Source organism: Arthrobacter sp. Leaf69 (genome assembly GCF_001422645.1).
Taxonomy (GTDB): Bacteria; Actinomycetota; Actinomycetes; order Actinomycetales; family Micrococcaceae; genus Arthrobacter.
This window is the reverse complement of the sequence record NZ_LMLR01000001.1, coordinates 309442-335604: the sequence shown is the minus strand read 5'-3', so window position 1 is coordinate 335604 and position 26163 is coordinate 309442. Positions and strand designations below refer to the sequence as shown.

The following is a 26163-nucleotide window of genomic DNA, read 5'->3' as shown; positions in this document are numbered from 1 at the left end:
GCTGAGGACACTGGGTTTGGCGGGTGGCCGTGCCTCAGTACAAAATCCGCTGCAAGAGGACGTGGTCCTGCCAGCCTCCGGCAATTTTGAGGTAGGCCGGGGCTATGCCGATCTCCGTGAAACCGGAGCGTCTGAGGATCTTCTGTGAGGCGGCATTGTGCTGGAGGGTCGCGGCCTGCAACCTGTGCAGGCCCAGCTCGTCCCGGGCCTCGTCGACGGCGAAAGCCACCGCTGCCGAGCCGAGCCCGCGCCCCGTGTAGTCCTTGTCCACCCAGTATCCGAGGTGGGCGCTGAGGAACGGTCCCCGGACGATGCCGCTGAGGGTCATCAGCCCCACAATCGCCTCGCCGTCCGTCAGGACCCACGGAACATCAGAGCCGGCGATGAACAGGGCGAGCTTGGACTGAACGCTCACCATCTGACCGTCAACGGTGAAAAACTCCTCGGCCCGCAGCGGCTCCCAGGGCGCCAGGTGGTCGCGGTTTCGCAGGTAGGCGGCGCACATAAGTTCCGGGTCGGAGGCTCTGAGGATCCGGATCCGGACGCTGCCGGCCAGGGGCGTGCTCTTACCCGTCATCTGAATGCTCCGCGCCAGCTCAACCTGGCGTGAGCCAGTACGGCTGGACCCGCTCCGCGGCCGAGGCCAATTCGTCACCATTTACCGCCATGGACTCCTGCGCCATGCCGAGGTCCGTCCACTGCGCGACGATACGCAGCTCGCCGAGCGGCGGCAAGGGCCATAGCCAGAACTTTGTGGAGGAATTGGCCTCGTCGTCGCTGCCCGATCCGCTTCCGCCCCCGGCCGTCGTCAGCACCGGTCCCGGACCCGGGTCAGCAGGTTCGATGCCCCAGTTCGGCCACTCGTCCGCCGTGGCTTTCCGCCCGTCGGGGAAGGCCACGCCGAGCCGGAGTCCCCCGCCGCCGCCGTGCGGGCCAGCGCGGAAGGAGGCTCGGTTGAAGCACCGCTCGCACAAGGCCGCCCATTCGGCGTCGGTTTCGGTTCCCCGGCGGACCGTCCACACGAGTTCGAGCACGCAGCCGGTGGAGTACACCTCCGCGCTCGTCACCGCCATCACCATCTGCGGAGTGCGCCGGAGGAACTGGCCGACACCGACGACGGCGGGAAGTTCATCCGACGGCGGTGCCGCCCACGGGGGAACCACAAATTTGGGCTGCCGCGGCCGCTCCGGCGGCACCGGAAGTTCGTCAAAGAAGGACATGCCTCATCCTTGCACCATCGTCAACCCACGCACGGCGCACCAAGCCCGAGACGCCGCCTCGGACTCGGTCCAGCGGCTCAGGATTCGTCGTCGTCGTCATCATCGTCGTCGTCCTCGCTCGAATCCGTACCCCGGACAGTGACGCTGGCGACGCCGTGCAGGTCCATGAGGGGCATAACGAGGTTGCGCAGCGGATGACGTCCGAAGAACCTCACCTCCATCGAGACCATCGGTTTCTGCTCATCCCCTGTCCTCCGGGTACGCAGAATCGAGGAACTGAACCCCATGGTGGTGGCGATTTCGAGGATCTGCCGCAACACGCCCTGGCCATCGGCGTAGTCGATGTGCATGACCCGGTTCCTGTCCACGGAGGGGATTTTGCGGACGGCCGGGGCAATCACGAACAGTGTGATGAGGTGGAAAATGGTCAGCACCACGCCCAGCGAAACCATGCCCGCCCCGCAGGCCATGCCCACCGCGGCGGAGACCCAGATGGTGGCGGCCGTCGTGAGCCCGCGGACAACGTCCCGGCCCTTGAAGATGACGCCGGCGCCCAGGAAGCCGATCCCGCTGACGATCTGGGCCGCGATGCGGGACGGGTCCAGGACGGCCCCGGGCTCCATAACGAACGCGAACCCGTAGGCGGACACCAGCGTGAAGGCGCACGAGCCAAGTCCGACCAGCACGTGGGTCCGGTATCCCGCGCTCTTCTGCCGGACCTGCCGCTCGATGCCGATCAGGGAACACAACACGAACGTTGCGAGCAGAAGGCCCGCTTCCACCAGGCTTGTGTCAGTGAAGAAGAACATGCCGCCCGCCTTCCTTGGCCGGTCAGTCTGTGGCGCCCGGCCGGAGATCACTGCCTCTAGTGCCGACTTTAGCAAGGCCGCCGCCGGTCGTCGTCGGACACTTTTTCAGACCGTTGCCGGGACGGCGTTAGCCCGTCGCCGCCGATACCCTGAAGGTTCTCTTCCTTCGGAGGTGCCCCCGCCATAGGATCGGAGAACGCCGCCGACCTTGCAATGCGGTGCGGTGAGGACTTGGGGGCCGCCATGCATGAGAACAATGCCATTTCGTCGACGTCGCAAAACATCCGCGACGCTGTCAGCACTCTGCTGGATCTCGTGCTGGACAGCACCGAGACAGGAGCCGACGTCGCCGATTTCCTGGCCGAGTTGGCCAGCCTGACGGCGGGAGAGCTGTCCCGCCCGGAACGCGAAGTTTCCTGCGGGATCACCATCAACCGTCGGAAGCAGCCCTCCTCAGCTGTGGGCAGCAGCGGAGAGGGCTCCGTCAGCAAGGTTCGGATCCCGCTTGAGCTCGACGGTGAGGACTCCGCCGTCGTCAACCTCTATTCGCCGCGGGCCGGGGCTTTCTCGGGCGAAGACCTCGCGGCCGCGCACCGGTTCGCCGACGACGCCTCGCGGGCACTGCTCCTGGCGCTCCGGATCTCACAGCTCCGGGAATCGCGTCGGGACCTGTCCGCCGCCATGCAGTCGCGGACCATCATCGACATGGCAATCGGAGCGATCATGGCCCAGAACCGGTGCGGCAGGGACGCCGCTTTCAAAATCCTCCGCAACACCTCCAACAACAGGAACCTGAAGATCCGCGACGTCGCGGCAGGAGTCGTGGCCTCCATCGCCGGCGATACCGACTTCACCGCACGCTTCGAGGAGTAACGCCCCGGCGGCAATCAGAAACAGGAGGTCACCATGGAAGATCCCTACGACCTGGAACGGTTCATCCTTGCCCAGGACGCGGGCGGAACGTACCGGCAGGCCCTCGACGAACTCCGGGGCGGTGCCAAGCGCAGCCACTGGATGTGGTTCGTGTTCCCTCAGCTCGCCGGGCTCGGGCAAAGCCCCACGGCCCGGAAATATGCCGTCACGTCCATTGATGAGGCGCGATCCTACCTCGGGCACCCGGTGCTGGGTCCGCGGCTGGTCGAATGCGCTGAAGTGGTGGCCGGGCTCGAAGGCCGCACTGCGGGGCAGATTTTGGGTGGCATCGACGAGCGGAAGTTGCATTCCTCGATGACTCTCTTCCTCAGGGCGGACCCGCAGCAGCCCGTCTTCCGCGCGGTCCTGGCGAAGTACTTCGAAGGGCTGCCCGATGCGGCCACGGAGCGGCTTCTCGCCGGGCGGGGCTGACCGGATTACGCGCCCGGCGCCGCCAGCGCCGTGATCATCCGTTCCATGCGGGCGACGCCGGCGTAGCGGCCGGCGTTGTCCGTCACCAAAAGGGGCTCAAAACGGCTGGAGGTGGCCCGAGTCATGGACCGGGCCAGCGCTTCGCTCAGCGGAGTGTCCAGATTCACGCGCATCCCGGGGCTCACCATGCCCAAGCCCGCGGCCACCGGGTCCAGCACACAAACCGGGCGGAGGTGGTCTCCGATCAGCACCACCGACTGAAGCGCCGGGCTTGTGGCAAAGGCTTCCGCGGCGAGCGCGGCGGTGGTGGCCGTCGTCGCGGATTCGAGGACGTCACGGATGACGGCCTTATGGGTCACCGGCGGTTTCGATGCGAGACGGTGCGCCAGGTCCAGGTCAATGCCGGCCCACGACGGCGCGGGCCTGGCCAGGTAGTAACCCTGCACCAGCGGCACGCCAAGGGAAACCAGGGCGTCCAGTTCCTCCACGCGCTCCACCCCCTCGGCCAGGATCCACGCATCGACCCGGCCCGCAAAAGTGCCGAGCATCTCGATCAGGGCGCGTTTGGCTTCGTCGCGGTCCACATCCTGGATCAGTTCACGGTCGATCTTGATCAGCGAGGGTCGCAGCGCCAGCAAGTGCCGCAGTCCCGCATAGCCGGCCCCGGCGTCGTCGACGGCGATCAGCGCCCCTGCGGCACGCAACTGGTTCAGGTCCGGTTCCAGCCCAACGTAGGAATCGATGGGGGTCTGCTCGGTGAGTTCGACGACGATCCCGCCCAGGTTCCCCTCGTTCCGCCAGACGCTCCGGATTTCCTCGGTGGACAGCAGTTCGGGTGAGACGTTGAGGGTCAGGAAGCAGTTGGGAGGCAGGGTGGAGCGGGCTGCCAGAGCAGTCCGCAGGGCGGCCGATTCCAACTCCGCGGATTTCCCGTGGCTCCGGGCCGCGGAGAACCACACTTCGGGGTTCTTCTCGGAATAGCCGGGGAAGCGTGCCAGCGCTTCGTAGCCCACCACCGTGCCACGCGACGTGTCGACGATCGGCTGGTAGGCCGCGGCGAGGCCTTCACCGCGGCAGGCGGCCGCCAGGAGTTCGTCCCAGTCCGGGCCCACAGAAGTACCAGCGCCGGGGACGGACCCGCCTGCCGCGGGACTGCTCAACTAACCGGAACGATTGCTTTGTGCACCGACTGGACCACTTCGGTCGGCAGATCCACCAGGCCGTGCGCGGACGCGGCGTGGGCGGCGACGTTGACCAGGATTTCATCTTCCGTGCTGCAAACCCATTTGGCTTCACAACCGGGCACTACATCACCACATGCAAACGATTTCACTAAGGCTCCTTATATTCGACGGCGAACTGCACCACCCTACTGCGCCACTCGCTGGAATTCGGCGATATTAGCCAACGGCCTCCGGGTGTTTCGGGCCGCTTGCACGGTGTAGTTTGGCTGCATGATCAGGATTGGCTCCATCGTCATCCGTGTCGATGACCTCCAGCGCCAACTGGACTTCTGGACGGCCGCTTTGGACTATGTGCCGCGGCGGCCTCCCGAAGAAGACTTCGTTGTCCTTGAGCCGAGGGATGGGGCGGGCCCGAACATCTCCCTGGACCGCGTCCCGGCGAAGGTCCACGTCCCGCCCCGCATCCACCTCGACCTCTATTCCGGCCAGCAGACGCACGACGTGGAACGGCTCCTGCGACTGGGCGCGAGCCGCGTGGAATGGAGCAAGCGTCCCGCGGACGCGGACTACGTCATCCTGGCCGATCCCGAGGGCAACCGCTTCTGTGTCGTGGACACCGCCGGACGGTAGCACGCCAGGCTAGGGCCGGTCCCCTGCCATCGAAGCCTGCCGGGCCGCCGCTTCGATGGTGGCGCAGTGTCCGGCCCATTCGGCCGGGGTCCGCTGCGAGAGATTAGGGTCGCCGGGCCGCTGGCCGGCCGTCCCGTCGATGAGTTCGCGCAGGATATCGGCGTGGCCCAGGTGCTGGGCCGTCTCGACGCACAGGTGCACCAGGATCTGCTGCAGGGTCACGTGCCGCCGCTCCCCCGCCCACCAAGGGACCTCGCCGGGGGCGTCGAGCGGGAGCGCGTCGATCGTCGCATCAGCGTGCGCGGCCGAGAGCCGGTGCAGTTCGATGATCTGTTCCCGGGTTTCGTCCGCGGCCACCCACAGGTCGGCGTCCGGTGCGGCGCCATCAGCGAACCACGGCAGCTCCACACCGCTCGGCCTGCCGAAGACGTCGCCAAGGTAGCCGAGTTCGACGCTTGCCACGTGCTTGACCAGGCCCAGGAGGTTGGTGCCTGTCGGAGTCATCGGCCGGCGGGCGTCGTATTCGCTGAGCCCGTCGAGCTTGCCGAGCAGGTCGGCGCGCCGCGTGCGCAGATAGCTGTGCAGAATCGCTTTGTCATCCATGAAACGCACTATATCGGAGCACTCCGCGGGCCCCGGACCTTACAGCGGAGGGACCGCGCCGTACGACTTGGGAAGCTCATACGGGTTGACGGGGCGGTCCTCGTCCAGGGAGGACGGCTCCCTGGTGGCATAGCTCCGTGCCGTGTTCAGCTCGCGGGAACGCCGGCGCAGCCCGTAGCCGAGGAATCCCAGTCCGCCTGCCAGCAGCGCCAGTCCGACAACGAATAGACCGGTCGCGCCGGCATCGGCACTGCCGGAAGCCACGTGAAAAAGCGGCGTTGGCAGGACAACAAGAGTTGCGGCCAGGGCAACTCTCCCCACCGCGATCTGCCACGTTCCTTTGGACTTCATGGTTCCCCCTCCATTGTGTCTGTCAGGGTTCAGTAAACCGGTTCCCCGGCCAAAGCGGAAGAGGAGGCAAGGTATCGACGCGCGGCTCGATGCGGAGGAGGATTAAGGGGCAGTCACGATAAGGAGGTCAGTGATGTGCTATCAGTACAACAAGGAATTCCGGCGGGACATCAAGAAGGATGAAGCAAAGGAACCAAAAGAAACAACTGCGCGTCCGGAACCCCGGGCGAAAAGGCCTGACTTCAAGTTCTGGGCTTTCCCCCGCCGCAGCAGGGAATTTACGGTCGAGGAGCCGGCGCAGGCCGACCAAACCCGCGAGAGGGTTTAGCCCGGAAATCGACGGAAGGCTCCTCCACGAGGGGCCTTCCGCGCGAGCACGCATGCCCTGCAGGCCAACTCGACAAACGTACGGGAGACTGGAAGTCCCCGATCGCAAAGGCAGGACCACATTGATCAGTCTCCAGCAGGACGCCGAAGGCTTCATCCGCATGAAGAGGCACTTCCCCGGCAGCACGGTCATTTCCGTCACCTTCAACGACGGGTCCTCGGAGGAGTTCTCCGGCGAGCAGCTCAACGCGATCTATGACGAAGCCCTGGCCGTCTACCGGGCAGAAAATCACCTGGACGCCAAGGGATACTCCCGGGCACCGAAAAAGACGGTCCAGCCTTCCACCAAGATCGAGTTCGTCGCGGTGCACCCCGGCATGGCCAAGTAGCCGCCCGGCGAGCCCTTGACACCGCGTGACGGGCGGCCTATCGTACAACCAAATGGTTGTAGATGAGTTGAGGGATGTCGATCTTGACCGCCTGTTCCAGGCGTTCGCCGATGCCACCCGCCGGGACATCGTCGCCCGGGTGACGGCTGGCGAATACTCCGTGTCAATGCTGGCGGAGCACTACGCCATGAGTTTCGCCGCCGTACAGAAACACGTGGCGGTATTGGAGCGCGCCTCCCTCGTCACGAAGGAGAAGCGCGGACGGGAGCAGATCGTGCGGGCGCACCACGATGGCCTACAGCGAGCTCGACGGCTGCTCGATGAGTACGAAACGATCTGGCGGCAGCGCGCTGACCGGATCGCAGACATTCTCGCAGAGGGATAGGGAGAGACCAGCCATGACCGTTATCAGTTCGCAGAAAAACGCCGAGACCCTGAGCTTCACCGTCATCGCCGAGTTCGACGCCGGCGTCGAGCGCGTCTGGCAGGTCTGGGAAGACCCGCGCCAGCTCGAGCGCTGGTGGGGGCCGCCCACCTGGCCCGCGACCTTCGATGGCCACGACTTCGTGTCCGGAGGGAAGGCCAGCTATTACATGACCGGGCCCGACGGCGAGAAGAGCCGGGGCTGGTGGCGGTTCACCGCCATCGAGGCTCCCCACCGCCTGGAGTTCGACGACGGTTTCGCCGACGAGAACGGCGATCCGATCCCCGCGATGGGCACCAGTCATGCCGTGATGCGGCTTAAGGCAGTCGGCAACCGCACGCGGATGACCATGGTGTCCACCTTCGACTCCGCAGATGCGCTGGAGAAGGTTCTCGCCATGGGCATGGAAGAGGGGATGAAGCAGGCCCTCGGTCAGATCGACGCCATCCTGGCCGGATCCGAGGTCCGCTGACCGCAATCGGTCCGCATCAGATCCGCCCGAGAACACCCCCGTAGGTGCCTTCGCCGGCACGTACGGGGGTGTTTTTCGCATCAAAGGCCCGCCGGTACTACCCGCCGAGGATCTTCGCCTTCTGCACCCCGAACTCCTGTTCCGTGAGAATCCCCTGCTCTTTCAGCGCAGCAAGCTCTTTGAGCTGCTCGATTGCTTCGTTGGAGATTCCCCCGGCTGCGGGCGGTGGCGGCGGCTGGTACGCAGGTTCTTGATACGCGGGCTGCTGCTGGGCCATCTGCGCGTCGTAGGCCTCCTGCTGCTTGGCCGCCGTCGCGGCGTCCTTCTCGGCGAACTTGTTAGCCTGCCGTCGCTGGACGCGGCCGCTCACGGCAGATGCTGTGCCGGCTACCACCGCTGTCCGTGCCATACCCCTGAGTAATCCCATAATTCGTCTCCTCTCGCATCGCGTTTTATGTGTGTCAGGCCACGGGCGGGGCGTCGAGGGCCTCGAGGGCTGCCATCACGTCCGGCGCAGGGATCCGCGTGCTCGCGACGAGCTCGCCCCCGCCGTCGCGTACGGCCGCCACGAAGGGTGCCGCCCAGATGTTCTCGTAGACAATCAGCGCGGCGACACTTCCGGGAAGGATCGCGTCAGCTGCCTCGGCGATTTCCTCTTCGCCGAGAAGCCCGCTCTGCGCGCCGTCAAAGTAGGAGAACGACTCTGCGGGACCGCCTGGATCAGTGAGCTCGAGAACCTCGACGGCGCCGTCCTCGTTTTTCATCACGACAAGGAGATCGAAGAGCCGGATCACACCCTGCTCAACGAGCCGTATCAGTTCTTCACTGGCCCGCCCCGTCAGTCCAGCCATGGGGAACTCGAGGAGCACAAAGTCGACCGGCCCGTGGGCCTCGGTCTCCGGTGTGGTTGTCACTGGCATTCCTCCGTTCTGTTTCGAGCGCACTGTCCGGCACGCTCGTCTAAGTGTGGGACGCCGCCCGCCTGTCGGTCACCACCCGCGTCGGATGATTCCGACGGCGGGCGGCCGGCAACTACGCTTCGATGCCCAGGGGATTCTTGAGACCACTTCAGCTCTTCCGAGGAGGCCCCGCATCATCCCTTTCGGGTGAGCCCAACGCCGGTTGCGTGCCGCGCCGGAGGCCCACGCGCCCCGGCGGATTTCCCGCAGCCCGCGGGCAGATCAGGGCGAATGCGCGACGCCGATCCGCCCGGACCTGCCCTCGCGTCGGCACCTGCCCCCGAAAACCTGCCCGCGCAACCCTCCGGAGGGCAAAGAAAAAGCCTCCGGAACCTGTTGGTTCCGGAGGCTTCTCCAAGGGTGGCAGATGAGGGATTCGAACCCCCGTAGGCGTTGCCAGCTGATTTACAGTTGTCACAGCCGAGTTAGCAGCAGCTATCAGAAGTGCCCTAGAGCGGCTTGCAGTCAGGGATTCTCCCGGACGCAAGCCGCTCTATTTGTCAGCTGTTATCCCCCACAAACGCCTCTTCCCCGACAATTCCCCATCAATCCGCCGGCTGAGTGTCGAGGAAGTCCCTGACAAATCTGGAGACGCTTTCCGGCAATGGAAGCGGCCTGATCCTCGAACCTTCAGGCGCAGACGGAGATACTTCAAAGAAGCCGGGCCATTCGTCCTCCACAAGCACCGCGTCAGCTTCCTCAAATAGACGTGCCAACAGCTTCATCGCGGGCACACCACTCCGGGGCTGAGCAGGTGCATTATGTCTTCGTGGAGGGCCATCGTTCCCGTGGCCGTGTCAGTGACAGTGGCGATCAGCTCCAGTTCTTCGGAAAGCGCGACTACTTCATCGCGGACCTTCGCATTCTGAGCGTGTTTCCGGAAACCGTCACGGGATAGCCGCACTTCAACTGTTGTGACAGGTTGCCCGGACTCGGGCAGGCTGGTGTGCAAGGTCGTTTGCATCAGTTCAGCCGGGGATCCGTGTACCAGCGCATTCCTCAGGTGGTTGCTCACCCTGTAGGGCAGGCTGGAATCGTACAGCTGGGAAAATAGCGCTTTCACGTCGCCGCGTTCCGTCGACTCTTTCCCATACATCTCGCCGAGCCGGACTATGACGTGCTCGGCGTACATCTTTACGACCGCGCAGACGTTTATTATCCGTAGCTCCAGCTCGCTAACGACAGGACCGGGGCTAAAGCTGCTTCCCTTCTCCGCGAACTGTGTCCGCGCTTTCTCTGCGGTGGCTCTCAGGTCCTCCAGGGCCCGCCAGATGTAAGCATCAAACCCGGTCAGATAGTTCTCCAGCCGGTAGATGGCCGTCCGTGTTTCCTCAAACTCTTGCTCTGACAACTGGCGGATCGGACGAGCCAAAAGCTCCCCGCTCTCGGCACGTCTCACAGCTTGGAAGGTATATAAAATTTGCTCTTCGGTCACGCAGTCATACTGCCACTGACTTAGCACCGCAGCTCAAGCGACTGGTCGTCCGTCAGGTGCGAGATGATGTATGCATGGGGGATATCGAAGAGCGCAGGGCTCGTACACTCTTGCGCCGCATTGAACACTTGATTACTAAGCTCAACAGACGGAAGTTCCTATCCGATGGGCTCGAGGAGTTCTCGCCGTACCAAGAAAAAATCGCTGCACTACAACGCGACGTGCAGCGGGCCATCACCGAGACGAAAGTCAAAGCTCGGAAAGACAAGAAGCAGCTTGCCCATCTCCGAGATCTTCAGGTGATCCGGTGGCACTCCCGGAGGCTTGGAGACGGGTTGGCTTGGATGGTCCTCCTTTTCGACAGGAAGACGATCCGCGCTTTGACAACGAACAGCCGTGTGCCTTTGTCGTCTGAAGAAGACGACGGAAGCCGGGGCGTGTCAGTGACAGCCATGAAGTTGCTGCAGAGCGGTTTCGGTCTACCGATAATTCACGACATCACAGATTGTCTACGAATAGGTGACATCACCTTCCTCTCCTTTGGGGACGGCGCCGCCGATAAACTGTTCCGAACCATCGAAGTCAAGACCAGCCGCTTGGACGCGAGTGTGGACGACAAGGGCAAAGAGAATGTCTCGTTGCAGGTGACAGCGATCGGAACCGAACCCTTTCCGCCCATTGCCCGTCAGGCCGTATTGGAATTGGGTACTTTCCGTGCAGAAGAGTTGGAAAATCCCGAACGTAAGCCGCGGCGGGAGGACCGCCGTTTAGACAAGCAGTTCAACCGTATGGTCAAGGCTGTGGCTCATAGGACGGCGGAAGACCACAAGTTGACAAAGATTGATGGCTCCTCACACCTCTCTCTCGTGTCAGATGTGGAAGACCACCACCACTGGGCCGAGCTTCGCAAAGCGATCCGTCATGCCCGCAGCAACGGTTACGCTTTTTTCTCGGTAGACAATTTCATCGGCTACGGGCTGTGGTTCAACCCAAACGGCGTTGTGAAGGAAGACGTAGCTGACCCACGCTTCGTCGAAGACATTCAGAGCCACGTTCTCTCAGATGACCTGGGAGACAGGAATAGCCTGACGATCGGAGCTATCCCTATCGAAGAAGACAACGCCCATGCACCGCTCCTCATGCCCTTCACTGTCTACGAAATCCCGCAAAGGGCGATCTCGGACATCTTGCACGGCCGTTTGGTCATTATGGCGGCCATGAACACCGGACACGTAGAACGAGCGCTGGCCGATGCCGGGCTCAAGGTTGAGCTTGAACCCGGCGCCCGGGATGGAAGGTCTTTTAAGCTCAGAACAACGTTGCAGTGGCCCACAGGTGAACGGTTGTCGGTGGAAATCCCTGCCCCGTGGCTGGAAAGTATGGCTGCAATGCACGAGTTCTTGGGGATCGAAAGTATTGTCTCGAAGACGTCTGCTATCAAATCCGTGCCAGAAAGAATGTCTTTCGAAGAGTTTGCGTCCGGTAGAGACAATCCCCTCCGAGAAGAGCCGACCGAAGCTGATTCCGGCGTGGTGTAGGGGGCATCAAGCTTAGGCCAAGACCTCCCTATCCAGCCACCCCCGCACCACACACATACGGTACAGCTGCAGGGCCTTGGGGTGCTTCAACTCGGTCCAGCCGAAGCCGCGGTAATCCGGGTCCGTCATCAGCTGCCGTAGCGCTGCCCGCTCGCCTTCGCTCACTTTCCGGTGTTCCGTGAGCATGTCCATTGCGAAGGTTCCCACCCGCATCAGCTGATAGACGTGCCCTTCCAGCGCTTCCCGGGTCTTGCTGCTGGTCAGGTACTGGATGATGCAGTCTCGGGTCAGTGCCCCGATTTCGCCATACTCGGCTTCCCAGTCGAAGGGCTCCCGACGTTCCGGGCCCTTGATCTTGCCCTCCAGCTGGCCTACCCGTGCCTTGCGTCCCATGCCCATTTCTCCTGCTCCTGTTCTTTGGCGATCTCTTCAAGGCGGGTCAGACGCTGGTCCAGGTCATCCCCGGCGATCCGGTGCCCAAGTTCCAGCAGCTTGCTGGCGGCCCGCAGGCGGACTTCTGCGGACCGGCTGGCCATCAGACGGACCAGAACTGCCACAGCCTCCTGCTGGGCTGAGAGGACCGCGCTCACGGCTTGCTGGTGCGTCTCCCGGGACAGCCGCCGGTACTCCTCCTGAAATTCCGGCTGAGCGAGCCAGCGCCGGAGCGTGGAGTGCCCTACCCCGGCACTCTGGGCAGCTGTTCGGAGGTTCGGCGTGACCAGCAGGGCCGTGAGCGCTGCCCGCTGTCCCCGGCTTAGACGCTCATCCGTGCTCATTCGCGCTCCACGGTCACAGCCACGCCCGGGCACCGCCGGGCCTCCGCTGCTGTGCAGCCTCTTCCCGGGTTATTCCGTCCGGCCCGTCCGGTCCCCCGCTCATGGGCTGGTGGAATCCGTCACGGGGTCCCCCGTCGATCCACTCTTTTGCCACGGGGGACGGGTCGAGGAGATCCACGCCGTTCACGGCTTCCAGCAGGTCCGCTGGGGTGATCGTGGCCCGCATCCTGCCCGTGGCGGGGTCCCACTGCCTCCGGCCTCCCTTGCGTTCGTCAGCGGCCCGGCAGTCCTTGACCAGCTGCAGCCAGCCGTTCCATTCGGCCACGATTGCCTCCGTTGTTCCGAGCGCGGTTGTCCGTGTCCGCTCGATCAGGTCCGGAAGGGCCTGCTTGTATGCCGTTTCCGCTTTCCCGCGCTGTTCGGCCAGTAACCGGTCCTGCCACTCTGAGGCTGCCTGACGGGCTGTGATCACGCGGTGCAGCACGGCGTGATGCTGGGGCATCTCCACGGGTGCCGGTGGCGGCGGTTCCGGCAGGAAGAGCCTCAGGCTTTCCGCGGCTTCTGCCCGCCATGCGGTCACTTCCTCGTCACGCTTGGCCCGCGCTGCGTCGATGGCAGCCCGCGCTGCCCTCTCCCCCGCGTTGATCCGCTCCTGCTCCTCAATCACCGGGGCCAGTATGTCCGCCCGGACCTGCTCAGCGGTGAGCGGTGCTGTCTTCGGGCTCATGCGTCCTCCTCCGTGTCAAAGCTCTTGGCAATGGCACGGTCCAGAGCGTCCATGCCGAACGTGTCAGCAGCCCCGGCCTTGCCGTCCTTGGCCGTGGTCCGGGACGGGACAGCGCCGTGCTTGCTGGCGGCCGCCATTTCCAGCCGCTGCAGCTGCGCCCGCTGCCTTGGGGTCCCGTACGTGTCGATAGTCCAGGCGGCTCCGGATCCGAGCGGGCCTCTTGGGTCTGCTCCGGTGGCGATCACGTCTTGCAAAACGTCAAATGCCATCACTACGGCGGTTTCGGGAGTCGTGGTCATGATGAGTTCCTTTCAATAGGTGCTTCTTGCCCATAAGCCCAGCTGTCGGCAGGTGGGTTTTCCCAGTCACTTCGGGCTGCGAGAGCAGTTCGGCCGCGGCCGGTTTTCTTTTGGTTTCCCTGTTTACTCTGTTTGGGTGACACGGGTGTCAGGTCTGATGTCACCCCTGCTGTCACCCCTGATGTCAGGTCTGGACCTGTCACCGATGACACCTCTGGACCTGTCACGGGTGACACGTCTGCGGGGAAGATGACCAGATCCCAGACCATCGGCCGGTACTGGGGCGGAATGCCGGAGGCCGCCGCCTGATTGCCCCGGCGTATCAGCCCACGGCCTTCCAGCGCGGAGATGGTGCGGCGCACTGTTCGTGCATCGACCCCGCACAGTTCCGCGATCGTCGGGACGGACGGGAAGGCGTTAGTCCCGTCCTTTCCCGCGTGGTCAGCGAGGCACACCAGAACTAGCTTCATCGTGGGATGCAACCCGGTTACGTGCTGCATCACCCGCGTTACCGCCTGCCCGCTCATGGTCCACCCCGGCCGATACCGGGCACGGCGTCAGGCTCCGGTAGCGCTGCGGTCTTCGGTGGCTTCGAGCCCCAGGACCCGCAAGAGCCCCGTTTTCGGGACCCGGATGGCGCGGCCTGCCTTCACCACGGGGCAGGGAAAGGCATTCGCCTTCACCAGCCGGTAGCCCGTGGCTTGGGAGATTCCGAGGGCGCTACACGCTGTTTCCAGCTGTATTGACGCTGGCAGGGACAAGACTTCATCTGTGCTTAGTGGTTTGCTCACATCCTCAATTGTGCCCCGCCTTTGTCAGAAGTAGACTATAAATCTAACCAGTCAGCCGGACCTGTTATCCGGACGGCGATTTCATCCGGAAAGGCGACATGCACGAGCACAAGATCACAGTCCCGGTAGGCGGGGAAAACTCCGGCACTTTCGAGGAATGGCAGACCACCGTCGACCGGCTTGGAATGGACCCAGACGCCGCTGCGGCCATGCTGGACCTCGCGTCGATCTCCCACGATGAAACGGCACCATGGGAGGGCACAGTGACTTGGTCGCTCGACGGGGAAACGGCAACACCGATTGCCGTCGAACTTCGGTCCCGGAACGGCCAGCCGGTCACCCCGGAGGCATGGCGCACCGTCAAGGTCGCCGCCGTCATAGGGGAAACCCGCAACCGCCTCAATTGGATCTACGGCCGCATCTCGGATGTTTTAGCGGGCAAGGGGAACCCGGAAGCGGCCACGACGGCTAAGGCGTACGCGGACCCACTGGCAGGCACCCCGAGGCGCGGCAGGCGGTCCATCTATGACGCCGCCCATTTTGCCCGCGTGGCCGGTCTCTACAACGCCGCGGTCCGGTCCGGGGATACCCGCCCGGTTCGGACCGTCGCGCACCAGCTGGCCGCAACCATGGAAGACCCGCAACTAACCAAAGACAACCGCGTAAAAGCCTGGGTCAGGGAAGCCCGGAAGCGCGGACTGATTCACGGCGAAAGGAACAAAGAGAATGGCTAAAGCAGCAGGCGTCTACCAGAGGTGCACCAAGGAATGCCCCGCCCGGTGCAAGCGGCACAAATGGGCCTTCAGTGTGGAGTTCCCGCCCGGTCAGGACGGTAAGCGGCTCCGCATTGCTGAATCGGGTTTCCCGGATCAGGAGACGGCCAAGCAAGCCCGGGCAAAGGCGATCCGGGCGCACAAGGAAGGCACGTTGGAGGCTGACCGGCGGAAGGAAACCGTAGGCCAGTATCTGGAGCGGTGGCTGGCGGCCAAGGAATCAGCTAAGACCATCCGCGCGGCCACCATCCGGTCCTACCGCGGGCACTTGGACAACTACCTAGCCCCGAACCTTGGCGGCGTTCGGCTGTCCGACCTGAAGGCGTCTCAGATAGACGCCATGCTGGTCAAGGTCCGGAAGGCGAACGCGGGGAAGCCCCTGAATCAGCAGGTCAGTGCGTCCACAGAGCGGCGGATCGTTGCCACGCTCCGATCAGCGCTGCGTGATGCCCTCAGGGCGGGCCAGATCCACCGGGACCCGACTATCGGCGCTCACGTTTCCAAGGAAGCGGCGGAGCGGAGGGACGTGTGGAGCCCGGAAGAGTTCGGCCAGTTCCGGGGCTGGATGGAAGCCCAGGAATCGGGTCACGCGGAACGCCTCGTCCCGCTGATCCTGTTTGCGGTGGGCACAGGTATGCGGCTTGGGGAAGTCTGCGGGCTCCGCTGGTCAGACGTGGACCTCGCGGCCGGGGACCTGACCGTCCGGCAGCAGGCACAGCTGCAGGGCAAGGAAGTTGTATTTCAGCCCGTCAAGACAAAGGCCGGGCAGGATCGCTGGGTGCCGCTCGCGGGCTGGGTGCCTGACGTGCTGAAGGCGTGGAAGGTCCAGCAGGGACGGGAACGCCTGATCGCCGGGGAAGCGTGGGCCAATGACCGGGGACTGGTCTTCACGGACGCCCTCGGAGCGCCGCTGATCCCCAACAACGTCTCCAAGACCTTCGGGCGCATGGCCGAACGCGCGGGACTGCCCAAAGTCGTTTTCCACAGCCTCCGGCACTTGGCCGCCACGATCATGCTGCAGAACGGTCTGCCGCTGCCCGTGGTGTCCCGAATCCTGGGGCACTCCACCATCACCGTCACGTCAGACCTGTATTTCGACGTGGTCAAGGATCAGCGGCTGAAGGATGACGTTACCGCGGCCTATGCGCGGGCCTTCAGCGCCTGATTCTGGACGCTTCCCCCACAAGTTCCCCAACAAATAGGCAAAAAGAAGACCCGTCCGGACCTCCGAAGAGATCCAAACGGGTCTAAATTCCCCGGAAATCCGGGACTGTGGCAGATGAGGGATTCGAACCCCCGTAGGCGTTGCCAGCTGATTTACAGTCAGCCCCCTTTGGCCGCTCGGGTAATCTGCCGAACTTCAAAAGAAGATCACTCGCGGCTTCCGTGTTCAGAACCACTGTTTCCAGTTCGTTCCACTTCCAGCAACCGCGGGCAAGACAACTTTACAGAACTTCCGCCGAAGAATCGAATCGGCGTCCCAGCGGTTCAATAAAGCGCCAAAAAGCCCGGAAAATCAGGCTTCTCCGAGGATGCGGCCGGCGAGTTTGGACTCAAACCGGGCGGCCTGCTCCTCCGTGATCTGATTCAGCTGTACGGCGCGCGCCAGGTCAGCGTGGACGCCGTCCAGTCTCGACGAGGCATCCGCGGCCGGGCTCAAGATGATCGAGGCCGCCAGCGTTGCAGCCGCCACCGACGTCGCGGCCGTCGCGAAACCGCCCGCGGCCGCCGCGGTGGAACGAATGACATAGTGGACGGCCTTGTTCTGCATGAGCTGGCACCTTTCAAGCGACTCTTCCAACTCCTGCAACTCTGCCGCGCGAAACTTCGTTCCCGCCCTGACTCAGCTTTGAGCAGACTGTGAAACGGGACCACACGCCGCCAACCTTCACAACAGGGGCATCCGTACTAGGCTGGATTCCAGACCCAACGGCCCCTCACCGGGCACCCCCCAACCAACAGGAGGACAGTCATGGCAGGCGAATCCACATTCGACGTCGTCAGCAAAGTCGACAAGCAGGAGGTCGCCAATGCGCTGAACCAGGCCCAGAAGGAACTGGCCCAGCGCTACGACTTCAAGGGCGTCGGCGCTGAGGTGGACTTCAGCGGCGAGAAGATCCTCATGAAGGCCAACTCCGAGGAGCGTGTGCTCGCCGTCCTGGATGTGCTGCAGTCCAAGCTCATCCGCCGCGGCATCTCCCTGAAGTCCCTCGACACAGGCGAGCCCTACGCGTCCGGCAAGGAATTCCGGCTCGAAGCCACCATCAAGGAGGGCATTGCGCAGGACCTCGCGAAGAAGATCAACAAGCTCATCCGCGACGAGGGCCCCAAGTCCGTCAAGTCACAGATCCAGGGCGACGAGCTCCGTGTGACTTCCAAGTCCCGCGATGACCTCCAGGAAACCATGAACCTGCTGAAGGGCTTCGACGAGGCCGACCTGCAGTTCGTGAACTTCCGAAGCTAGGCACTTATCCGCGGCGCTCGTTTCCGCACGCCGCGCCAAAGGGCTGTCGCACCGGGTCTTCCCGCGCCGGCAGCCCTTTCGCGCGCCGCGCCGCGGGACACTGCGCCCGCCGCGGGACATTGCGCGCGCGGGACGCTAAGCGCGTCGCAACCCGCAGTCGGCCGCCACGTTAGCCCAGCGGCTGGCCGGCCATCCGCTCCAGCCGGCCAATGCGCTCGCTCATCGGCGGGTGGGTAGAGAACATTTTCGCCACACCGCCGGCGCGGAACGGGTTCGCGATCATCAGGTGCGAGGCGTTGACCAGCCGCTGGTCCTGCGGCAGCGGTGCCAGCTGCACGCCCTGCTCGATCTTGCGCAGGGCTGAGGCGAGCGCCAGCGGGTCTCCCGTGAGTCTGGACCCGTCCTCGTCGGCGTCGAACTCCCGGGTGCGGGAGATGGCCATCTGGATCAGCGACGCCGCAAACGGCGCCAGCAACGCCATGGCAATCGCGGCGATGGGGTTGGCGTTGCGCCGGTCCCCGCCGCCGCCGAAGATCAGGAACATCTGAGCCACCGAGGTGATAACACCGGCGACGGCGGCAGCCACCGACGAGGTCAGGATGTCCCGGTTATAGACGTGCATCAGCTCGTGGCCAAGCACGCCGCGGAGTTCCCGGGCGTCGAGGAGCCGGAGGATGCCTTCGGTGCAGCACACCGCGGCGTTTTGCGGGCTCCGGCCGGTCGCGAATGCATTCGGGGCCATCGTGGGTGAAATGTAGATCCGCGGCATCGGCTGCTGCGCCGTGGCGGAGAGTTCCCGGACAATCTGGTGGAGCTGGGGCGCTTCGGCTTCCGTCACGGGAAAAGCCTGCATGGACCGGATGGCGATCTTGTCACTGTTCCAGTAGCCGTAGGCCGTGGTGGCGACGCCAACCAGGGCCATGATCCAGATCGGCGCGGAGCTGCCCATACTGGAGGCCATCAGCGCGCCGAGACCCAGGAGCACCGCCCACAGGACACCGAAAAGGGCTGCGGTCTTCAGTCCGTTGTGATGCTGATGCACTGTTCCTCCTGAAGTCGTCCGACGGTGGACCCACACCCGGAAAACGTCCCGCTACGGCACGGGGTTCCGCGCGTCGTACTTCAGGAAGCCCGACTGCCAGTGCGCCACGGCCCAGGCCACCGCGATGCACAACAGGCCGCCCAGAAGCAGAACCCAGCCTTCACTCAGAATTTTAGTCCCCCCGCCCGCAAGCATGTCCCCCACCCGGGGCCCGCCGGCGACCACCACGATGAACACGCCCTGCAGCCGGCCGCGCAGGTGGTCCGGCGTGGATGACTGCAGGATCGTCGTGCGGAAGACGGCGCTGACGGAGTCTGCGATTCCGGCCAGCCCGCAGCACAGGGCGGCGGGCAGCAGCCACCAGGTCACGCCGTCGGCGCCGGAGTTCCCGGCGAGCACAACGACGAGGCCGAAGCCGGCAATCGAGGCGCCCCAGCCCATCACGGACCAGACAACGGCTGCTCCCTGCCGCCGCACCGCACCCAGCGGGCCGGAGAAGAGGCCGGCCAGGAACGCGCCGACGGCGGTGGACGCCAGCAGGATCCCCACCGTGGTTTCGCCGCCGCCGATCATGACGGCGCCGATCGCGGGCAGCAGGGCCCGGGGCTGGGCGAAGATCATCGCGATGATGTCCACGACGAAGGTCATCCTCAGGTTGGGTCGGGTGCCCAGGAAGCGGAAGCCCTCGACGACGGACCGCAGCCCCGCGGGCCGCGCCCGGTCCCCCGGCGGCATGGCCGGCAGCCTCAGCAAGGCCCACAGTGCGAAGGCAAAGGTGACGACGTCGACCGTATAGGTCCAGGCGAACCCCACCGTTGCCACCAGCAGCCCGGCCAAAAGCGGCCCGGCCGTGAAGGTAAGGCCGAAGCTCATCATGCTCAGCGCATTGGCGGCGGGCAGGAGCTCCTTGCGGACCAGCAGCGGGATAATGGCGCTGCGGGCCGGCTGGTTGATGGCCTGCGCGCCGCTCTGCACCGCAACAAGGGCATACAGCACCCAGACATTCCCCAGCTGCAGCCAGGCCTGCAGGGCCAGGCAGGCGGTGGTCAGCCACAGCACCGACGAGGCCAGGAGCGCCACCGTGCGGCGGTCGTGGGCATCGGCGATCGACCCGCCCAGCAGCCCGCCGACTACCAGAGGGACGAGGGCGAAGATGCTCAGCAGCCCGACGTACAGGCTGTCCTGGGTGAGCCGGTAAACCTCAAGGCTCACGGCCACCAGGGTCAACTGGCTGCCCAGGGCCGCGACGGCGGATCCCAGCCACAGGCGGCGGAACGCCGGACTCTCGCGCAAGGGCGTGATGTCCGCCAGAAGATTCCCCACCCGGACACTCTAGTGGCGCAGGACCGGTGGCCCGGTGACCCCGGCGCGTGCCGCGCGCGACGCGACGGAAGCCGGCCCCGGCGGAGTCATAAGCCGCGCCTTATTATGATCGACTCATAATAAATGCTTGAATGGGGGCATGACGGATTCGACGGGCACCCACGAGGCATGGGCTGCCGCCCTGCGCGCCCACGGCCGCCGGGTGACGAAGCAGCGGCTGGCAGTGCTGGCCGCCGTCGAGCATCACCCGCATTCCCCCGCCGAGAACATCCTCGCCGCTGCCCGCCAGGAACTTCCCGAGCTGACCGCGCAGTCCGTCTATGTGGTGCTGGGGGATCTGACCGACCTGCAGATGTTGCGCCGGTTTGAGCCCCCGCACTCCCCTGCGCTGTACGAGACGCGGGTGGGCGACAACCACCACCACGCCGTGTGCATCAGCTGCGGCCGGGTGGAGGACGTCGAATGCGCCGTCGGCCACGCGCCCTGCCTGACGCCGCACTGGGATGAGGGCTCCAAGCCGATGACCATCCAGATCGCCGACGTGCTGTACCAGGGCATCTGCCAGGACTGCCAGCGCACCCAACAACTTCCCGCCGAACGTAAATAAGAAGAAACAAGAAATAGGAGAACGATGACTCAGCACATCTCTGCGCCCGCCGTGTCCACGACACAGTCCGGCGCCCCGGTCACTTCCGATGCCCACTCGAAATCCGTCGGCGCTGACGGCGCGATCATCCTCACCGACCACTACCTGATCGAAAAGCTGGCGCAGTTCAACCGCGAGCGCGTGCCGGAGCGCGTGGTGCATGCCAAGGGCGGCGGCGCCTTCGGCACGTTCAAGACCTCCGAGGACGTCTCGAAGTACACCAAGGCCGCACTGTTCCAGCCGGGCACTGAGACCGAGATGCTCATCCGCTTCTCCTCCGTCGCCGGCGAGGCAGGGTCCCCCGATACCTGGCGCGACCCCCGCGGTTTCGCCGTGAAGTTCTACACCACCGAGGGCAACTACGACCTCGTCGGCAACAACACCCCGGTGTTCTTCATCCGCGACGGCATCAAGTTCCCGGACTTCATCCACTCGCAGAAGCGTCTCCCGGGCACCCACCTGCGCGATGCCGACATGCAGTGGGACTTCTGGACCCTCTCCCCCGAGTCCGCACACCAGGTCACCTGGCTCATGGGCGACCGCGGCCTGCCGGCCTCCTGGCGTGAAATGCAGGGCTACGGCTCGCACACCTACCAGTGGATCAACGCCGAGGGCGAGCGCTTCTGGGTTAAGTACCACTTCAAGTCCAACCAGGGCGTCAAGTCCATGACCGGCGACGAGGCCGAGGCACTGGCCGGCGCTGACGGCGACTTCTACATCCGCGATCTGCAGGAAAACATCGCTGCCGGCAACTTCCCGTCCTGGGACCTCCACGTCCAGGTCATGCCGTACGAGGATGCCAAGTCGTACCGCTTCAACCCGTTCGACCTCACCAAGGTCTGGCCGCACGGGGACTACCCGCTGATCAAGGTCGGCACCATGGAACTGAACAAGAACCCGGAGAACTACTTCGCGCAGATCGAGCAGGCCGCTTTCGCGCCGTCGAACTTTGTGCCGGGTATCGCCGCCTCCCCGGACAAGATGCTGCAGGCCCGCATCTTCTCCTACGCGGACGCGCACCGCTACCGCGTGGGCACCAACCACGCCCAGCTGCCGGTCAACCTGCCCAAGAACCAGGTCAACAACTACAGCCAGGACGGCGCCGGCCGCTACCACTTCAACGCGCCCTCGGTTCCGGTCTACGCACCGAACTCCGTCGGCGGCCCGGCTGCCGTGGAGCCTGCGGTTGCCGGCGGCGGCTGGGAGAACGACGGCGAGCTGACGCTCTCCGCGCACTCCCTGCACGCTGAGGACGGCGACTTCGGCCAGGCCGGCACGCTGTACCGCGAGGTCTTCAACGACGGCGAAAAGGCCCGCCTGCTGGACACCGTCACCGGTGCCGTCAGCGGCGTCAAGACCGCTGAGATCAAGGAACGCGCCATCCAGTACTGGACGAACGTCGACGCCGAGTTCGGTGCCAAGCTGCGCGCCAACCTGGGTGCAGGCCAGGTCGAGTCGGACGCCGAGGCCGCCAACAAGGTCTGATCCTCAGGCTCGGCCGGGGGCACCCGCACCGTAGGCACCCCGTTTGGGGAAGGGCATCCCGCCGCGAATATGCGCGGCGGGGTGCCCTTGGTGTATCACAACGTGGCCGCGCCGCTATAGTCGGGTAGATGAATTCGCGAATCATTTACCTGGTCGGCAGCTCCGGCCACCCCAACTTCGGCGATGAGTTCATCGCCGCTGCGTGGCTGAAATACCTGGCCGTAGCCCGCCCCGACGCCGACGTCTGGCTGGACTGCCCCCAACCCGGCATGGCGCAGGTACTGTTCGAGGGCATGCACCCGCGGCTTCGGGTCACCAACACGCTCTGGCGCCTGGTCCACGACAACGCCGAGCTCCCCGCCGAAGTGGCGGCGAAAAACATCCGCGAACGCGTTGCCGGCTTCGGCACGCCGGCCTACGATCTGGGCATCCTCAAGCTTCGGGAAGCCGGGTCCCTGCATCTCATCGGCGGCGGCTACGTCAACGACACGTGGCCGCACCACGCCGGCCTCGTCGTCGGCATGCGTGCCGTCAGTGAACTGACCGGGGCAAAGCTTTACGCCACCGGACAGGGCCTGATGCCGGCGCTCGCTCCGGCCCCCGCGGAAGCCCCGCTGTTCCGGGGTTTCGATCACGCCCACGCACGGGACCAGGCCAGCGCCGACGCACACGGGCTGGAACTGGGCCTCGACGACGCGTTCCTGGGCGTCACCGGGGAAATCGGGCGCAACGACGCCCCATCGGGACTTTATGTCTGCATCCAGAGCGACATGGCTGATCCCGGACGGTTCCAGGCCGCCGTCGAACTGGCACGGACGGAGGTCGAGGCTGCCCGCCGCCGAGGGACCAAGGCTTACTACGTCGAGGCGATTCCCGGCGTCGACCATGCCGCCTACGAGCGCATGGCAGACCTCATCCCCGAGACCCGGTTCATATCATTCGCCCAGGTTTGGACCCACGGCCTTCCCCTGTCCGCCCAGCAGACCTGGGTCACCAGCCGCTTCCACATCCATCTGCTGGCGGCTGCCGCGGGTGCCCGAGGCATTGCCGTCGGCGTGAAAAAGGGCTACTACGACGTCAAGCATGAGTCCGTGGCCGCTCTGGGAAGCGGCTGGTCGCTGGCCCTGGGCAGCGACGCTCCCGCCATGCCGCAGCAGCCCGGATCCTTGCGGGGTGACCTGCCTGCACTCACGGCACGGAAACGCGCAGAGGCCGGCACTCTCTATCCGCCGCTGCACGGCCAGACCGGATCCCTGACTGCCGGGGCCGCCAAGCTCTTCAACAAAGCCGTGGCCGCCCCGCTGAAGAACAAGATCCGGGCCGGAGCGCGCTGAAAAGACCATGCTGAATGGGCTTCTTGAGCTGCTTCCACATGCTCCGACCGTTATTTTCCTTGTAGCCGCATTTTTCCTCCCGGGGCTTCTGGTGCTCCTGCCGCTGAAGCCGGGCTTGCCGGCAGCCATCGCTCTCAGCCCGGCCATCACCCTGCTGATCTTTCTGGCCGGAAGCATCGTGGCGGACTCCCTGGGCGTGCCGTGGAACGCCGCCACGGCCGCCCTGACGGCCCTGCCGCCTGTCCTTGCCGCGTGGCTTGCCGGGAGGAGGCTCAGCTTCCGCACACCCCTGTGGCCCGGCGGCCTCGGCGCGCCTGCGAAACTGGCTGTTGGTGCGGGCGTGGCAATCGGTTCCATGGTGACCTGCCTGGCGTTGCTCCGCGGAATCGGCGACCCGGCCAAAGCGTCCCAGGGCTGGGATCCGATCTTCCATTTGAACCTGCTGACGTGGATCCAGGAGTCCGGCAGCGCCACGCCGTGGGGCGTCGCTCCGATATTCGGTGCCAGTCGGTCCACGTACTACCCCGCGGGCTGGCACAGCGCAGTGTCGCTGGTCCCGGGCAGTATGACGGAAGCGGCCAACCTGTCCTCGATCGTCATCGGCGGCATGATCTGGCCAATTGGCCTGATGTTTCTGGCCTCCGCAGTCCTGCCGCGGCATCCAGCGGCCTGGGCACTGACGCCGGTGTTCGCTGCTTCGTTCGTCAGCTTTCCTTTCTCCCAGCTGCTCCGCAGCGGCCAGTGGCCCAACGGCCTCGCCACGGCCCTGGTCCCTGCCACGCTCGCCGTCGGAGTCCTCTTTCTACGGCACCTGACTTCCGCGGAGCGTGCCGGAACGCCGGCCCGGGAGCGTGTGCTCCTGGCGGCTGTTCTGGCCGCAGTCCTCGGCGGCTGTGCTGCCGCGCACCCGAGTGCCGTTTTTGCCACCGCCGTTGCCATCCTCCCCTTTGTGGCCGCCAGCCTGCTGCCGCTCGTGGCGCAGGTCGCGCGCCGCCGACCTTGGCCTGCGGTCGCGGCGGCCGGAGCTGTGGTGGCTGCTGCGGTGGCGGTCTCCGCGGTGCTGGCCAACTCCCGGCTGCTCACCGGGGTGATGGCCTACAAGCGTGCCGTGCGGGCCGAAGTGCCGGATTCACTGCAACTTGCGTTCTTCGACCTTCCGAGGTTTCCGGCCTTGTCCCCGCCTGCCCCGGACGATTTCAACCTCGCGGTGGGGCTGCTGGTGATCGTCGGCGCTGCCACGGCCGTCTTCATCAGGGAGGCGCGGCCGCTGGCCATCGCCTGGCTGGCCTTTGTTGCCCTTTACGTGCTTGCCGCCGGACCCGAAAACGCACTGAGGTGGCTGACGGGCTTCTGGTATAAAGACACGCAGCGAATCGCCCCGTTCATCGCGATGACGGGCAGCCTGCTGGCGGCCCTGGCCGTCGCGGTGCTCGCGAGGGGCGCACACCGTGTAGTGTCAGCGCGGCTCCCCCCGGCCCGCACCGGCGGCAGGTGGCCCCTGCCCCAGATTGTTGTCGCCCTGTCCGTGGCCGTCCTGGCATACGGAATCTATTGGGAATCGGGGGGCTACCGCTCGGTGGATCGGGTGGCAGTGGCCGCACAGAACTACGTGGTCTCCGACAAACCGGGAACTGGCGTCCTGTCCAGCGGTGAACAAGAATTCATCGAGCGGGCGGGCGAGTTGCTACCGGACGACGCAGTGGTAATCGGTGACCCCTTCAACGGCGAAACGTACTTCTACGCCCTCACCGGACGACGCGTGGTGTACACGCAGCTGGGCGCCCCGACGGCCGGGAGCGCTGCCAAGGAGCTGCTCCGCGCCGGGTTCAATCGGATCGCGACGGACAAGTCGATCTGCGAGGCCGTCCTCAAGGTCGGAGCCACACACTTTTATGAGGACGCGCCCGGTGCATCCCACGGCAGCATCAGCCTGAAGCAATGGCCGGGTTTTTACAACGTGCCGACCGACAGGGGCTTTGAGAAAGTCGCGTCCGCCAACGGCCGCACCCTCTACCGGATCACGGCCTGCGGCTAGCCGTGGTGTGCGGCCGGGGCAAGGGGCAGGCCGCCCTTCAGCGCCCCGCCACGGCGGCCGCGTGTCGGGGCTTTTTTTCGTTTTCCACATAGGGGATGTGCCGCTCGCCGTGGGGCGAGCCATGTCCCTAGGATGCATACATGACCCCATTTGCAGGCATCCCTGACGCCGCCTTCGAGTTCTATACGGAGCTGGAACACAACAACAACCGCGACTGGTGGCTTGCGCATAAGGCCACGTATGACTCCGCGGTCAAGGAACCGCTGACGGGGCTTCTGGCGGAGCTGGAACCCGAGTTCGGCGGGGCCAAACTTTTCCGGCCCAACCGGGATATCCGGTTCTCCCTGGACAAGTCTCCCTACAAGACTGCCCAGGGTGCGGTCGCCACCGTTGCCGAAGGCATGGGCTTCTACGTCCAGCTCGACGCTGACGGCCTGCTCATCGGCGGCGGATACCATACGCACACACCGGCCCAGCTGGCACGCTTCCGCAGCGCCGTGGATGCTCCCTCCAGCGGGGAAGTCCTGCAGGAGATTGTCGCGCAGGTCCGCGCCCTCGGCTTCACGGTGGAGGGTGAGACCCTGAAGACGGTCCCGCGGGGGTTCGACAAGCATCATCCCCGCGCGGAGCTGCTGAAGCACAAGTCACTCGCCGCCGGAACGCACGTGGGACGTCCGGGCTGGCTCTCCACGCCGGATGCCGCTGGCGAGGTGGCCAGGCGCTGGGCGCAGCTGCGGCCGCTGGTTGAGTGGATCGGCCGCTACGCCGCGCCATAAGGCGGGC

At 65.1% G+C, this 26163-nt stretch carries 33 protein-coding genes and 1 tRNA gene; 15 read left to right on the top strand and 19 right to left on the bottom strand.

Translation table 11 applies throughout. The annotated features are described in order from the left end of the window. Positions 1-34: 34 nt before the first annotated feature. The 3 genes from ASE96_RS01530 to ASE96_RS01520 form a co-directional block, all read right to left on the bottom strand. Complete coding sequence (locus tag ASE96_RS01530; RefSeq protein ID WP_056425025.1) at positions 35-577, bottom strand: GNAT family N-acetyltransferase; 543 nt, start codon at positions 575-577, stop codon at positions 35-37. A 19-nt stretch (positions 578-596) separates the two neighbouring features. Then, entirely contained in the window at positions 597-1220 is a 624-nt protein-coding gene (locus ASE96_RS01525; RefSeq protein ID WP_056425022.1) for a hypothetical protein, read from the bottom strand. A 77-nt stretch (positions 1221-1297) separates the two neighbouring features. Further along, positions 1298-2029 (bottom strand): MgtC/SapB family protein, encoded by a 732-nt coding sequence (locus ASE96_RS01520; RefSeq protein ID WP_056425019.1) that lies wholly within the window; start codon positions 2027-2029, stop codon positions 1298-1300. A 243-nt stretch (positions 2030-2272) separates the two neighbouring features. On the opposite strand from ASE96_RS01520, the gene ASE96_RS01515 reads away from it, so the two are divergent. Beyond that, the gene (locus ASE96_RS01515) at positions 2273-2902 is read left to right on the top strand and encodes a GAF and ANTAR domain-containing protein (RefSeq protein ID WP_156367472.1); all 630 of its coding nucleotides are present in this window, start codon (positions 2273-2275) and stop codon (positions 2900-2902) included. Positions 2903-2935: 33 nt separating this feature from the next. Further along, on the top strand, positions 2936-3373 hold the full coding sequence (locus ASE96_RS01510) for a DUF1810 domain-containing protein (protein WP_056425012.1): 438 nt from the start codon (positions 2936-2938) through the stop codon (positions 3371-3373). A 5-nt stretch (positions 3374-3378) separates the two neighbouring features. On the opposite strand, the gene ASE96_RS01505 is transcribed toward ASE96_RS01510, so the two are convergent. Both ASE96_RS01505 and ASE96_RS18705 read right to left on the bottom strand, forming a co-directional pair. Further along, a complete protein-coding gene (locus ASE96_RS01505; protein ID WP_082492519.1) occupies positions 3379-4533 on the bottom strand; it encodes an EAL domain-containing protein in 1155 nt (384 codons plus the stop codon). Then, on the bottom strand, positions 4530-4706 hold the full coding sequence (locus ASE96_RS18705; RefSeq protein ID WP_082492518.1) for a DUF1059 domain-containing protein: 177 nt from the start codon (positions 4704-4706) through the stop codon (positions 4530-4532). The genes ASE96_RS01505 and ASE96_RS18705 overlap by 4 nt, the downstream gene beginning before the upstream one ends. Positions 4707-4827: 121 nt before the next feature. On the opposite strand from ASE96_RS18705, the gene ASE96_RS01500 reads away from it, so the two are divergent. Next, positions 4828-5187 (top strand): VOC family protein, encoded by a 360-nt coding sequence (locus ASE96_RS01500; RefSeq protein ID WP_056425006.1) that lies wholly within the window; start codon positions 4828-4830, stop codon positions 5185-5187. 9 nt (positions 5188-5196) lie between these two features. On the opposite strand, the gene ASE96_RS01495 is transcribed toward ASE96_RS01500, so the two are convergent. After that, positions 5197-5790 carry a DinB family protein gene (locus tag ASE96_RS01495; protein WP_056426551.1) on the bottom strand — a complete coding sequence of 198 codons (594 nt, stop codon included), beginning with the start codon at positions 5788-5790 and terminating at the stop codon, positions 5197-5199. A 39-nt stretch (positions 5791-5829) separates the two neighbouring features. Continuing rightward, positions 5830-6141, bottom strand: a complete 312-nt coding sequence (locus ASE96_RS01490) for a hypothetical protein (protein WP_056425003.1) — start codon at positions 6139-6141, stop codon at positions 5830-5832. 449 nt (positions 6142-6590) lie between these two features. On the opposite strand from ASE96_RS01490, the gene ASE96_RS01480 reads away from it, so the two are divergent. The 3 genes from ASE96_RS01480 to ASE96_RS01470 are packed head-to-tail and all read left to right on the top strand — an operon-like array spanning position 6591 to position 7753. After that, positions 6591-6857: a hypothetical protein gene (locus ASE96_RS01480; protein ID WP_056424997.1), complete on the top strand. Its 267-nt coding sequence runs from the start codon at positions 6591-6593 to the stop codon at positions 6855-6857. Positions 6858-6909: 52 nt separating this feature from the next. After that, entirely contained in the window at positions 6910-7242 is a 333-nt protein-coding gene (locus tag ASE96_RS01475) for an ArsR/SmtB family transcription factor (protein WP_056426548.1), read from the top strand. 13 nt (positions 7243-7255) lie between these two features. Beyond that, positions 7256-7753 carry an SRPBCC family protein gene (locus ASE96_RS01470; RefSeq protein WP_056424994.1) on the top strand — a complete coding sequence of 166 codons (498 nt, stop codon included), beginning with the start codon at positions 7256-7258 and terminating at the stop codon, positions 7751-7753. Positions 7754-7850: 97 nt separating this feature from the next. On the opposite strand, the gene ASE96_RS01465 is transcribed toward ASE96_RS01470, so the two are convergent. The 3 genes from ASE96_RS01465 to ASE96_RS01455 form a co-directional block, all read right to left on the bottom strand. Further along, the gene (locus tag ASE96_RS01465) at positions 7851-8123 is read right to left on the bottom strand and encodes an SHOCT domain-containing protein (protein WP_326951768.1); all 273 of its coding nucleotides are present in this window, start codon (positions 8121-8123) and stop codon (positions 7851-7853) included. A gap of 91 nt (positions 8124-8214) precedes the next feature. Continuing rightward, positions 8215-8667, bottom strand: coding sequence for a DUF6325 family protein (locus ASE96_RS01460; protein ID WP_082492516.1), 453 nt, complete (start codon positions 8665-8667; stop codon positions 8215-8217). Positions 8668-9433: 766 nt separating this feature from the next. Further along, entirely contained in the window at positions 9434-10147 is a 714-nt protein-coding gene (locus ASE96_RS01455; protein ID WP_156367471.1) for a hypothetical protein, read from the bottom strand. A gap of 74 nt (positions 10148-10221) precedes the next feature. Between ASE96_RS01455 and ASE96_RS01450 the strand changes: the two genes are divergently transcribed. Beyond that, positions 10222-11685, top strand: a complete 1464-nt coding sequence (locus ASE96_RS01450; RefSeq protein WP_056424982.1) for a hypothetical protein — start codon at positions 10222-10224, stop codon at positions 11683-11685. A gap of 12 nt (positions 11686-11697) precedes the next feature. On the opposite strand, the gene ASE96_RS01445 is transcribed toward ASE96_RS01450, so the two are convergent. From ASE96_RS01445 to ASE96_RS19780, 5 genes are read right to left on the bottom strand one after another with little or no spacing between them, the layout of a single operon-like run. Next, positions 11698-12078, bottom strand: a complete 381-nt coding sequence (locus ASE96_RS01445; protein WP_056424978.1) for a hypothetical protein — start codon at positions 12076-12078, stop codon at positions 11698-11700. After that, positions 12057-12461 carry a hypothetical protein gene (locus tag ASE96_RS01440; protein ID WP_056424975.1) on the bottom strand — a complete coding sequence of 135 codons (405 nt, stop codon included), beginning with the start codon at positions 12459-12461 and terminating at the stop codon, positions 12057-12059. Before ASE96_RS01440 ends, ASE96_RS01445 begins: the two co-directional genes overlap by 22 nt. Positions 12462-12474: 13 nt before the next feature. Beyond that, positions 12475-13188: a hypothetical protein gene (locus ASE96_RS01435; protein WP_056424972.1), complete on the bottom strand. Its 714-nt coding sequence runs from the start codon at positions 13186-13188 to the stop codon at positions 12475-12477. Continuing rightward, positions 13185-13487, bottom strand: a complete 303-nt coding sequence (locus ASE96_RS01430) for a hypothetical protein (protein ID WP_056424970.1) — start codon at positions 13485-13487, stop codon at positions 13185-13187. The genes ASE96_RS01435 and ASE96_RS01430 overlap by 4 nt, the downstream gene beginning before the upstream one ends. Next, positions 13484-13987, bottom strand: a complete 504-nt coding sequence (locus ASE96_RS19780) for a helix-turn-helix domain-containing protein (protein WP_442853881.1) — start codon at positions 13985-13987, stop codon at positions 13484-13486. The genes ASE96_RS01430 and ASE96_RS19780 overlap by 4 nt, the downstream gene beginning before the upstream one ends. Positions 13988-14376: 389 nt before the next feature. Between ASE96_RS19780 and ASE96_RS01420 the strand changes: the two genes are divergently transcribed. Both ASE96_RS01420 and ASE96_RS01415 read left to right on the top strand, forming a co-directional pair. Then, on the top strand, positions 14377-15012 hold the full coding sequence (locus tag ASE96_RS01420; protein ID WP_056424964.1) for a hypothetical protein: 636 nt from the start codon (positions 14377-14379) through the stop codon (positions 15010-15012). Beyond that, complete coding sequence (locus tag ASE96_RS01415; protein ID WP_056424961.1) at positions 15005-16216, top strand: tyrosine-type recombinase/integrase; 1212 nt, start codon at positions 15005-15007, stop codon at positions 16214-16216. Before ASE96_RS01420 ends, ASE96_RS01415 begins: the two co-directional genes overlap by 8 nt. A gap of 108 nt (positions 16217-16324) precedes the next feature. Here the strand turns inward: ASE96_RS01415 and ASE96_RS01410 are convergent. Further along, positions 16325-16406, bottom strand: a tRNA-Tyr gene (locus ASE96_RS01410). A 161-nt stretch (positions 16407-16567) separates the two neighbouring features. Next, positions 16568-16822, bottom strand: a complete 255-nt coding sequence (locus tag ASE96_RS01405) for a hypothetical protein (protein WP_056424958.1) — start codon at positions 16820-16822, stop codon at positions 16568-16570. Positions 16823-17023: 201 nt separating this feature from the next. Here ASE96_RS01405 and ASE96_RS01400 point away from each other — a divergent pair, with 201 nt between their 5' ends. Next, positions 17024-17515, top strand: coding sequence for a YajQ family cyclic di-GMP-binding protein (locus tag ASE96_RS01400; RefSeq protein ID WP_056424955.1), 492 nt, complete (start codon positions 17024-17026; stop codon positions 17513-17515). 169 nt (positions 17516-17684) lie between these two features. Here the strand turns inward: ASE96_RS01400 and htpX are convergent, their stop codons facing one another. Beyond that, positions 17685-18557 carry a zinc metalloprotease HtpX gene (htpX, locus tag ASE96_RS01395; protein WP_056424951.1) on the bottom strand — a complete coding sequence of 291 codons (873 nt, stop codon included), beginning with the start codon at positions 18555-18557 and terminating at the stop codon, positions 17685-17687. A 51-nt stretch (positions 18558-18608) separates the two neighbouring features. Next, the gene (locus ASE96_RS01390; protein WP_056424948.1) at positions 18609-19880 is read right to left on the bottom strand and encodes an MFS transporter; all 1272 of its coding nucleotides are present in this window, start codon (positions 19878-19880) and stop codon (positions 18609-18611) included. A gap of 139 nt (positions 19881-20019) precedes the next feature. On the opposite strand from ASE96_RS01390, the gene ASE96_RS01385 reads away from it, so the two are divergent. The 5 genes from ASE96_RS01385 to ASE96_RS01365 all read left to right on the top strand — a co-directional run bounded on the left by ASE96_RS01385 (position 20020) and on the right by ASE96_RS01365 (position 26156). Continuing rightward, a complete protein-coding gene (locus tag ASE96_RS01385) occupies positions 20020-20487 on the top strand; it encodes a Fur family transcriptional regulator (RefSeq protein WP_056424945.1) in 468 nt (155 codons plus the stop codon). 24 nt (positions 20488-20511) lie between these two features. Continuing rightward, positions 20512-22011, top strand: a complete 1500-nt coding sequence (locus ASE96_RS01380) for a catalase (RefSeq protein WP_056424941.1) — start codon at positions 20512-20514, stop codon at positions 22009-22011. Positions 22012-22139: 128 nt separating this feature from the next. Beyond that, on the top strand, positions 22140-23345 hold the full coding sequence (locus ASE96_RS01375; protein WP_056424937.1) for a polysaccharide pyruvyl transferase family protein: 1206 nt from the start codon (positions 22140-22142) through the stop codon (positions 23343-23345). A gap of 7 nt (positions 23346-23352) precedes the next feature. Then, positions 23353-25380, top strand: coding sequence for a DUF6541 family protein (locus ASE96_RS01370; RefSeq protein ID WP_056424934.1), 2028 nt, complete (start codon positions 23353-23355; stop codon positions 25378-25380). Positions 25381-25520: 140 nt separating this feature from the next. Further along, on the top strand, positions 25521-26156 hold the full coding sequence (locus ASE96_RS01365) for a DUF2461 domain-containing protein (RefSeq protein WP_056424931.1): 636 nt from the start codon (positions 25521-25523) through the stop codon (positions 26154-26156). Positions 26157-26163 lie beyond the last annotated feature (7 nt).